The sequence below is a fragment of the Pseudomonas sp. MWU12-3088 genome, from assembly GCF_023242405.1.
Classification (GTDB): domain Bacteria; phylum Pseudomonadota; class Gammaproteobacteria; order Pseudomonadales; family Pseudomonadaceae; genus Aquipseudomonas; species Aquipseudomonas kribbensis.
The window spans coordinates 306,415-315,628 of sequence record NZ_JALJEA010000005.1; the positions used below are offsets into that span (position 1 = coordinate 306,415).

Genomic DNA, 9,214 nt, shown 5'->3' on the forward strand with positions numbered 1-9,214 from the left:
TTGACCGGTCTCTATGCCTACCCTGCGCTCCTTTTTCCTCGCGGCCCTGCTGGGCCTGAGTCTTACTGTCGGCCCGCTGCAGGCCGCAGAACCGCCGTCCAGCGAAGCCGTGCAGGCGAACCTGGACAAGCTCACCGACAGCAAACTGCCCGAGGCCGACAAAAAGGCCCTGCAAACGCTCCTGCAAAACACGCTGAACCAGCTCAACAACCGGCGTGACTACGATCAGAAACTGATCGACCTCAAGCAGCAACTGGCCACCGCGCCGAAACAGACCATCGAGAACACCCGCGAACTGGCACGCCTCAAGGCCACTGCCGTGGTACCGGTAGCGCAGCGCTTCACCAAAGAGAACATCCAGCAGCTGGAACAGATCCTCACCGAGCGCTCGACCCAGCAGAGCGACCTGCAAAAAGCCCTTGCGGACGCCAACAGCCTGATCATCACCGCTCAGACTCGTCCGGAACGCGCCCAGGCAGAAATCGCCAGCAGCCAGACCCGCATCCAGCAGATCAACAGCATCCTCAAGACCGGCAAGGACAGCGGCAAGACCCTGAGTGCCGAGCAACGCGACCTGCTCAACGCCGAGCTTTCAGCGCTTAATGCACTGATCCCGTTGCGCCGCCAGGAACTGGCCGGCAACAACCAGTTGCAGGATCTGGGCAACAGCCAGCATGACCTGCTCACGGAAAAGTCCGACCGTCTGGACCACGAGATCCAGGAACTGCAGACCCTGATCAACCAGAAGCGTCTGACCCTGTCTCAGGAAACCGTGACGCAGCAGTCGATCGAGGCCCAGAAGTCCGGCAGCAGCACCCTGCTCGCCACTGAAAGCGCGGCCAACCTCAAGCTCTCCGACTACCTGCTCAAAAGCACCGACCGCCTCAACGAACTCACCCAGCAGAACCTGCAGACCAAGCAGCAACTGGACAGCGTGACCCAGAGCGATTCCGCCCTCGACGAGCAGATCAACGTACTCAAGGGCAGCCTGCTGCTGTCGAAGATTCTCTATAAACAGAAGCAGGCACTGCCGCGCCTCAAGGTCGACCGCGACCTGGCAGATCAGATCGCCGACATTCGCCTGTACCAGTTCGAAATCAATCAACAGCGCGAACAGTTGAGCAATCCGGCGACTTACGTCGACACCCTGCTGTCCACCCAGCCACCAGAACAAGTCACACCGCAACTTCGCAAAAATCTGCTGGATCTGGCCAATACTCGTGTCGATCTGCTGGAGCGGCTGAGTCGCGAACTGAGCGCGATGCTCAATGAGTCGATCACCCTGCAACTGAACCAGAAGCAATTGCTGAGCACCGCGCAAAGCCTGCGCGCGACCCTCGACGAGCAGATGTTCTGGATTCCCAGCAACAAGCCGCTGGACTCCGAGTGGCTGCGCGGTGTGCCGGAACGCCTGAAACGTCAGATCGACACCTTGCCACTGGCCTCCAGCCTCAGCGAACTGACCGACGGCCTGACCCAGCGCCCGCTGCTGTTCCTGCCGCTGGCGCTGCTGATCGGCGCCTTGCTGTGGCGGCGCAAGCAGCTGTACGCACGCCTGAACAAGGTTCACCAGGACATCGGCCACTTCAAACGTGACAGCCAGTGGCACACGCCGCAGGCAATCCTGATCAACATCCTGCTGGCGATGCCGGTGGCGCTCGGTCTTGCGCTGTGCGGGCTGGCGCTGCAGATCGACGCCCGGGGCCAGAACGCCAACATGGGCGCGGCCCTGCTGCAAATGGGTCAGGCATGGCTGGTGTTCTACACCGCTTACCGGATCCTTGCGCCGGGCGGTGTGGCTGAACTGCACTTCCGTTGGGAGAAGCCGCAGGTCGAATTCCTGCAGGGATGGGTGCGTCGCCTCGGTCTGGTGGTCATGGCTCTCGTGGCGGTGGTGGCGGTCGCCGAACTGCAACCGGCAGCGCTGGCCGATGACGTCATCGGCATGCCAGTGGTGCTGACTTGCTACGCGCTGATGGCGTGGCTGCTCAGTCGCCTGCTGATCAGCAGCCCGACCCACGAAAACGCCTCGCTGTTCCGCAAGGCCGTGGGGATCATGTTCACCCTGCTGCCCATCGCGCTGTTCGTCGCGGTGTGCTTCGGCTACTACTACACCGCGCTGAAACTCAGCGACCGCTTGATCAACACCCTGTACCTGCTGATGTTCTGGCTGGTGATCGAGGCGACTTTCGTCCGCGGTCTGGCAGTTGCCGCTCGGCGCCTGGCCTACCAGCGCGCCCTGGCCAAACGTCAGGCAGCGAAGGAAGCCGGCGACGGCGAAGCGGTGATCGAAGAACCGACCCTGGACATCGAGAAGGTCAACGAACAGTCCCTGCGCCTGATTCGTCTGGCCCTGCTCGGCGGTTTCATCGCCGCGCTGTACTGGGTCTGGGCCGACCTTATCACGGTGTTCTCGTACCTCGACAACATCACCCTCTACGAATACACCAGCGGCACCGGCGCCAACATGAGCATGGTGCCGATCAGCATCGGCGACATGCTCGGCGCGCTGATCATCATCGGCATTACCTTTGCGCTCGCACGCAACTTGCCGGGCCTGCTGGAAGTGTTCGTGCTGTCGAAACTCAATCTGGCCCAGGGCAGTGCTTACGCGACCACGACGCTGCTGTCCTACGTGATCGCCGGGGTCGGCTTCGTCTCCACCCTGTCGACCCTCGGCGTGAGCTGGGACAAGTTGCAATGGCTGGTGGCGGCGCTGTCGGTCGGCCTCGGTTTCGGTATGCAGGAGATCTTCGCGAACTTCATCTCCGGCATCATGATCCTGTTCGAACGCCCGGTGCGGATCGGCGACACCATCACCATCGGCAACCTGTCGGGCACCGTGAGCAAGATCCGCATCCGTGCCACGACCATCACCGACTTCGACCGCAAGGACATCATTGTCCCGAACAAGACGTTCATCACCGGGCAACTGATCAACTGGTCGCTGACCGACACCATCACCCGGGTGACGCTGAAACTCGGTGTGGATTACGGTTCGGATCTGGATCTGGTCAAGGAACTGCTGCTCAAGGCCGCCCGGGAAAACCCGCGCGTGCTCAAGGAACCCGAGCCGCACGTGTACTTCCTCAACTTCGGCGAAAGCACCCTCGACCACGAGCTGCGCATGCACGTGCGCGACCTCGGTGACCGCAACCCGGTGATCGACGAGGTCAACCGCTTCATCAACCGCGAGTTCAAGAAGCAGCACATCAACATCTCGTTCCGGCAGATGGAGGTTTACCTGAAGAACCTTCACGGTCAGGAGTACAAACTGGTTCCGGTCGAAGACGACAGCAAAACCATCGTGCCCGTCAGCGGCGAGCAAAAACCGCTGCAAGAGCCGCCGCCCGCCAAACTCGACTAACCCAGCTAATCCCAGCAGAATGCTCGGACATTCTGCTGGAGCCGGCCCTTGAAAGCCCTCGACGAACTGACCTTCGACAACCGCTTCGCCCGCCTGGGCGATGCGTTCTCGGCCCATGTGCTGCCCGAACCGATCGACAACCCGCGACTGGTGGTCGCCAGCCCTGCGGCACTGGCGCTGCTGGATCTGGAACCGGCGGCGGCTGACACCCAGGAATTCGCTGAACTGTTCGGCGGCCACAAGTTGTGGGCCGATGCCGAGCCACGGGCGATGGTCTACTCCGGGCATCAGTTCGGCGGGTACACGCCACAACTGGGCGATGGTCGCGGGCTGTTGCTGGGCGAGGTCTACAACGAAGCCGGTGAACACTGGGACTTGCACCTCAAGGGCGCCGGGCAGACGCCGTTCTCGCGCATGGGCGATGGTCGTGCCGTGCTGCGTTCGTCGATCCGTGAGTTTCTCGCGTCCGAAGCGCTGTATGCGCTGAACATCCCGTCTTCACGCGCCGCCTGCGTGATCGGTTCCGACACCCCGGTGTGGCGCGAGAAACAGGAGCGCGCCGCGATGGTGCTGCGTCTGGCGCCAAGCCACGTGCGCTTCGGCCATTTCGAATATTTCTATTACACCAAGCGGCCCGAGCAGCAGAAGCAGCTCGGCGAGCACGTGCTGGCGATGCACTTCCCCGAGTGCCTGGAACAGCCAGAGCCGTATCTGGCAATGTTCCGCGAAATCGTCGAACGCAACGCCGAACTGATCGCCAAGTGGCAGGCCTACGGTTTCTGCCATGGGGTGATGAACACCGACAACATGTCGATCCTCGGCATCACCTTCGACTTCGGCCCGTTCGCCTTCCTCGACGACTTTGACGCGAACTTCATCTGCAACCATTCCGATGACCAGGGCCGTTACTCGTTCAGCAATCAGGTCCCCGTCGGCCAGTGGAACCTCAGCGCCCTGGCCCAGGCCCTGACGCCATTCATCAGCGTCGAGGCCCTGCGCGAGACTCTTGGCCTTTACCTGCCGCTGTTCCAGGCGCACTACCTCGACCTGATGCGCCGCCGTTTCGGCTTCACCACGGCCGAGGACGACGACCAGCAACTGCTGGAACAATTGCTGCAACTGATGCAGAACAGCGGCGTCGACTACACCTTGTTCTTCCGTCGCCTGGGCGAAGAATCAGCAGACCAGGCGGTTGCCCGGCTGCGCGACGACTTTGTGGATATCCGTGGCTTCGACGCCTGGGGCGAGCGGTATGTCGACCGCGTCGCACGGGATGGTGCGACCGATAAGGAGCAGCGCCGGGCGCGAATGCATGCGGTGAATCCTCTGTACATCCTGCGCAATTACCTGGCGCAGAAGGCGATTGATGCGGCGGAACAGGGTGACTACTCCGAGGTGCGCCGACTGCATGCGGTGTTGAGCAATCCATTCGAGGAACAGCCTGGAATGGAAAGCTATGCAGAACGGCCGCCGGAGTGGGGCAAGCATCTGGAGATCAGTTGTTCGTCGTGAGGAGGCTCAATCCAACGGATCGATTGCGCTGACTACCCGAGCGACGATGTCCACCATCGTCACGTCGTCCAGTCGCTCGATAAACTTCGCGCTTCCCTCTCGTACACGCTGTTCGATATCAAAGCTACGAACCTGATTACACACCGCTACACCATTGGTATCGTGACCAGAAATGGTCACGGCCAATCCCGAGGTTCGACTGAAATTGCCGCCGCTGGTGATCGGTACGGTCATGCTGACGCCCAAAGCATTTATCTCCCGAGGAGTGATGACTACAAAACGATGCCTGTTCATCATCTCCCGCCCGGCCACGGGATTGGGATCAATCCAGTAAACATCTCCCCGTTGCGGGGGCTGTCGACGCACCATCAACCCAGCTCCCTGCCAACAGGCTCACCTTCGCGAGCTTCGGCAGTTTGAGCATTCAGTTCTTGCAACTGCTCAGCGCCCTCAAGCAGTTCGACCAAGCTATAACGCTTGCGAGCAACAGGCGCCACGGGGCGAGCTATCAACTCCCCTTCAACAACATTCAGCTCCAGTTGAGCTCCCACATCCAGATGCAACAGCTTCAACAGCGTTGGCGGGATCGTTATGACTGCAGCGCCTCCCTGACGGCGAATTCTGGACGTTACGGACATGAAGTCACTCCGATCCGGTAAGTGGAAATCATCGATCTCTCGATTTGTGCAACAAAAGTAGCACGCAGATACAGTCAAAGCGACCTCCTCACGACGAGCGTTAAAAACAGGAATTTGCTTTCAGCCTAGACATCAATCGAAAGGTGGCCGGCGGAAACTGTGACGATTCAAGACATTGATAAATGACTCCCTCGACACCAGATCAGTGACATCAACTGCTCAATCGAGACCTATCATGACCGACCCACTCCTCATCCCCTGCCCCTCCTGCAACGGCCTCAACCGCATTCCCGCCGAACGCCTCAACGATCATCCGAAATGCGGGCGCTGCAAGTCCGAGGTGCTGTTGAACAAGCCGTTCGACCTCAAGCAAGGCGACTACGCCAGCCAGGTCAAGGGCGATCTGCCGTTGCTGGTGGATGTGTGGGCGGACTGGTGCGGACCGTGCAAGTCATTTGCGCCGGTGTTCGAGCAGGCGGCGGCACAACTGGCGGGCAAATGCCGGCTGGCCAAGCTGGACAGCGAAGCCAATCAGCAGTTGTCGGCGCAGTTGGGGATCCGTTCGATTCCGAGCCTGATCCTGTTCAAAAATGGCCGGGAGGTGGCGCGGCAGAGTGGTGCGTTTCCGCTGCCGCAACTGATGGCGTGGTTGCGTAGCCAAGGTATCTGATCAAAACGCATATTCCCTGTGGGAGCGAGTCTGCTCGCGATGACGGTTGCTCATTCAACAAATGTGCTGAATGAAAGACCGCTATCGCGAGCAGGCTCGCTCCCACTGTTCTTTGTGTTGGCTCAGACGATCAGGCGTCTTCGAGCAGGTTGTGCAGCTCGACGAACTGCTGCGTCAGCTTGTGTCGCGGATCGAGATGGATCAGCGGTGTGCTGGCCTGGTGCGATTCGCGCATGCGCACTGAGCTGGCAAGGTAAACCGGCAATACCGGCAACCCTTCGGCGATCAACTCGTCGAGCATCTGCTGCGGCAGGCTGGCCCGGGCCTGGAACTGGTTGACCACGATGCCTTCGACTTCCAGGCCTTCGTTGTGGTCGTCCTTCAACTCTTCGATCTCCGACATCAGCCCGTACAGCGCCTGACGGGAAAAACTGTCGCAATCGAAGGGAATCAGCACACGATCAGCGGCAATCAGCGCGGATACCGCATAAAAGTTCAAGGCTGGCGGAGTATCGAGGTAGATGCGGTCGTATTCGCCGTCCAGCTCTTCCAGCAACTTACGCAGCTTGTTGATCTTGTGCTTGGCCTCGAGCTTTGGCTGCAGGTCGGCCAGCTCCGCCGTGGCGGTGATGATGTGCAGGTTGTCGAACGGGGTTTCGTAAATATCGGCCTTGTTCTTCTTGGAGAACGGGCCCGAGGACAGGGTCTGCTTGAAGAAGTCGGCGATGCCCATCGGAATGTCATTACCGGTGAGCCCGGTCAGGTACTGAGTGGAGTTGGCCTGAGCATCAAGGTCCACCAACAGCGTGCGATAACCCTCGCTGGCGCTGACCGCCGCCAGATTGCAGGCGATGCTGGATTTGCCCACGCCACCTTTCTGATTGAACACCACGCGCCGCATGACAAAACCTCCGTGTATCAAAGAATGACCGAGTGTAGTGGTGCCCGGCCCCGCTTCGCTACCTTCATGGATGCGGACTACAGAGTCAGACGCCAATCTCTCATTCAACACGGCGCAAAGACTGCCATTGGCCGCTGATATGCCTGACAGAAAAATCCCGATCAGCGTGGATAATGGCCATGTGACAGTTTTTGCCATGTACCCTTCGGTCCATTTCAGAGCGCAAAATGTAACCAGCATTTGCTACACACTCGTCGCACCGGGATAATGCGCGCCACCCGGGGCCAAGCGCCACGCCACTTCCGGCAAGGTCAGCGCGTCTGCGGCGCTGGCAAAACAGCGTCAAATTTAGCCCGCAGGGGCGGGATGAATGTCCGTGATCAACTTCAACATCGCCCAATGGCGCGCCTGGGCTCCCGGGCTCGACAGCGTGGACGCCTGGCAAGCCTGGAGCCGACAGCCGGTCGTGCTGCCGAGCAGCGATGCCGCGCCCGATGTGTCGTTCCTTCCCGCCATGCAGCGTCGCCGTCTCAGTCGCCTGGCGCGAATGGCCTTCAGTGTCGGCTGGCCACTCGCCGACGGTCGGGAAAACCTGCCGCTGGTGTTCGTGTCCCGTCACGGCGAAACGCCGCGCACCTTCGAAATTCTCAGTGACCTGGCCAACGAGCAGCCGCTGTCACCGACCCAGTTCAGCCTCTCCGTGCACAACGCGATCATCGGCCTGTGGTCGATCATGCGCAGTGAAACCAGCGAGATGACGGCCCTCGCCGCCGCTGGCGACGGTCTAGAACACGGCGTGCTGGAAGCCGCCGCCCTGCTGGACGAAGGCGCGCCCGCCGTATTGCTGGTCATCACCGAAGAACAACCGCCCGAGGCCTATTCGGCGTGGATCGATGATGTGCCGTTTCCGTACGCGGTGGGCTTGCTGCTGACCCCCGGTACCGACTGGCGGCTGACCCTGAACAGCGCCCCCGAAGCACTGTCCAAAGCGCAATGGCCCCATGCACTGAATCTGCTGCAAACCCTGCTCGGCCAGCAATCCCTTTGCCAACATGCCTGGAAAAATCGTGTATGGACCTGGCAACGCAACCAGTGACCGAAAAAAACCGCGACGCCTACTACTGGCGCCTGCTGGCCACCGCCATCAGCTTCGCCCTGTTCGGGCTGGGCGGGCTGTGCCTGCGTTTACTGGTTTTTCCGCTGCTGGGCTGCCTGCCGGGTGATGCGAAAGCCCATCGCGAGCGGGCGCGGCAGACCGTCAGTCGGCTGTTCTGGTTTTTCGTCCGGTTCATGGCCCGTACAGGCGTGTTGACCTATGACATCCAGGGTGCCGAACGCCTTGGCCGGCCGGGGCAGATGATCATCGCCAACCACCCGTCGCTGATCGATGTGGTGTTCCTGATCGGACTGGTACGCCACGCCAATTGCGTGGTGAAGAAAACGCTGTGGGAAAACCCTTTCACCCGTGGCCCGCTGCGCAGCACCGAATACATCAGCAACGACGGCAGCATGGACATGCTCGATGCCGCCGCCGGCGCATTGCAGGATGGCCAGACCCTGATCATTTTCCCCGAAGGCACGCGCACCCAACCCGGTCAGGCCCCGGCCTTTCATCGGGGGGCAGCGGCCATCGCGCTACGCGGTGCGAAAATCCTGACGCCGGTCATCATCAAGGTCAGCCCGACCACTTTGACCAAGGCCGAGCCGTGGTATCGCATCCCGAGCCGCCGTGTTCACTTCAGTTTTCGCGTCGGGGCCGATATAGACCCACAGACCTTTGCCGCACAAGGCCCTGCACCGCAGGCCTCGCGCAAGCTCAACGACTTTCTGCACCATTTTTTTATCAAGGAGCTCGCCGAAGATGAGCGATCTGCACCGTGAGATAAAACTGCTGATCATCGACGCCCTGGGCCTCGAAGACATCAGCGTCGACGACATCGGCGACGACCAGACACTGTTCGGCGAAGGCCTGGGCCTGGATTCCGTCGACGCTCTGGAACTCGGCCTGGCGATCCAGAAAAAGTACGGCATCAAGATCGACGCCGACGCCAAGGACACCCGCAACCATTTCACCAACGTGGCGAGCCTCGCGGCGTTCGTCACGGCAAAACAGGCAGCTTGAGACC

Annotated in this window: 9 protein-coding genes; 6 read left to right on the plus strand and 3 right to left on the minus strand. The window is 60.6% G+C overall.

Going from position 1 to position 9,214, the window contains the following annotated elements; all coding sequences use genetic code 11:
* Positions 1–13: 13 nt before the first annotated feature.
* Together mscK and selO are read left to right on the plus strand one after the other, a co-directional pair.
* Positions 14–3,367, plus strand: a complete 3,354-nt coding sequence (mscK, locus tag M5B98_RS15110) for a mechanosensitive channel MscK (protein ID WP_248743130.1) — start codon at positions 14–16, stop codon at positions 3,365–3,367.
* A gap of 48 nt (positions 3,368–3,415) precedes the next feature.
* Complete coding sequence (gene selO, locus M5B98_RS15115) at positions 3,416–4,879, plus strand: protein adenylyltransferase SelO (protein ID WP_248743131.1); 1,464 nt, start codon at positions 3,416–3,418, stop codon at positions 4,877–4,879.
* 6 nt (positions 4,880–4,885) lie between these two features.
* Here selO and M5B98_RS15120 read toward each other — a convergent pair whose 3' ends face one another.
* Positions 4,886–5,248: a type II toxin-antitoxin system PemK/MazF family toxin gene (locus tag M5B98_RS15120; protein ID WP_248743132.1), complete on the minus strand. Its 363-nt coding sequence runs from the start codon at positions 5,246–5,248 to the stop codon at positions 4,886–4,888.
* Positions 5,248–5,517 (minus strand): PbsX family transcriptional regulator, encoded by a 270-nt coding sequence (locus tag M5B98_RS15125; RefSeq protein ID WP_248743133.1) that lies wholly within the window; start codon positions 5,515–5,517, stop codon positions 5,248–5,250. Before M5B98_RS15125 ends, M5B98_RS15120 begins: the two co-directional genes overlap by 1 nt.
* Positions 5,518–5,752: 235 nt before the next feature.
* Between M5B98_RS15125 and trxC the strand changes: the two genes are divergently transcribed.
* Positions 5,753–6,187, plus strand: coding sequence for a thioredoxin TrxC (gene trxC, locus M5B98_RS15130; RefSeq protein ID WP_248743134.1), 435 nt, complete (start codon positions 5,753–5,755; stop codon positions 6,185–6,187).
* A gap of 130 nt (positions 6,188–6,317) precedes the next feature.
* On the opposite strand, the gene M5B98_RS15135 is transcribed toward trxC, so the two are convergent.
* On the minus strand, positions 6,318–7,088 hold the full coding sequence (locus tag M5B98_RS15135) for a ParA family protein (protein ID WP_085711085.1): 771 nt from the start codon (positions 7,086–7,088) through the stop codon (positions 6,318–6,320).
* Positions 7,089–7,458: 370 nt separating this feature from the next.
* Between M5B98_RS15135 and M5B98_RS15140 the strand changes: the two genes are divergently transcribed.
* The 3 genes from M5B98_RS15140 to M5B98_RS15150 are packed head-to-tail and all read left to right on the plus strand — an operon-like array spanning position 7,459 to position 9,210.
* Complete coding sequence (locus tag M5B98_RS15140; RefSeq protein WP_248743135.1) at positions 7,459–8,184, plus strand: beta-ketoacyl synthase chain length factor; 726 nt, start codon at positions 7,459–7,461, stop codon at positions 8,182–8,184.
* Complete coding sequence (locus M5B98_RS15145) at positions 8,160–8,969, plus strand: lysophospholipid acyltransferase family protein (RefSeq protein ID WP_248743136.1); 810 nt, start codon at positions 8,160–8,162, stop codon at positions 8,967–8,969. The genes M5B98_RS15140 and M5B98_RS15145 overlap by 25 nt, the downstream gene beginning before the upstream one ends.
* On the plus strand, positions 8,950–9,210 hold the full coding sequence (locus tag M5B98_RS15150) for a phosphopantetheine-binding protein (RefSeq protein WP_085711082.1): 261 nt from the start codon (positions 8,950–8,952) through the stop codon (positions 9,208–9,210). Before M5B98_RS15145 ends, M5B98_RS15150 begins: the two co-directional genes overlap by 20 nt.
* The last annotated feature ends 4 nt before the right edge of the window (positions 9,211–9,214 follow it).

Excerpts from the sequence above, each read along its gene's own strand:
- M5B98_RS15120 (WP_248743132.1), bottom strand. The coding sequence starts at position 5,248 with ATGGTGCGTCGACAGCCCCCGCAACGGGGAGATGTTTACTGGATTGAT.
- M5B98_RS15135 (WP_085711085.1), bottom strand. The coding sequence starts at position 7,088 with ATGCGGCGCGTGGTGTTCAATCAGAAAGGTGGCGTGGGCAAATCCAGC.
- trxC (WP_248743134.1), top strand. The coding sequence starts at position 5,753 with ATGACCGACCCACTCCTCATCCCCTGCCCCTCCTGCAACGGCCTCAAC.
- mscK (WP_248743130.1), top strand. The coding sequence starts at position 14 with ATGCCTACCCTGCGCTCCTTTTTCCTCGCGGCCCTGCTGGGCCTGAGT.
- M5B98_RS15140 (WP_248743135.1), top strand. The coding sequence starts at position 7,459 with ATGTCCGTGATCAACTTCAACATCGCCCAATGGCGCGCCTGGGCTCCC.
- M5B98_RS15150 (WP_085711082.1), top strand. The coding sequence starts at position 8,950 with ATGAGCGATCTGCACCGTGAGATAAAACTGCTGATCATCGACGCCCTG.
- M5B98_RS15145 (WP_248743136.1), top strand. The coding sequence starts at position 8,160 with ATGGACCTGGCAACGCAACCAGTGACCGAAAAAAACCGCGACGCCTAC.
- M5B98_RS15125 (WP_248743133.1), bottom strand. The coding sequence starts at position 5,517 with ATGTCCGTAACGTCCAGAATTCGCCGTCAGGGAGGCGCTGCAGTCATA.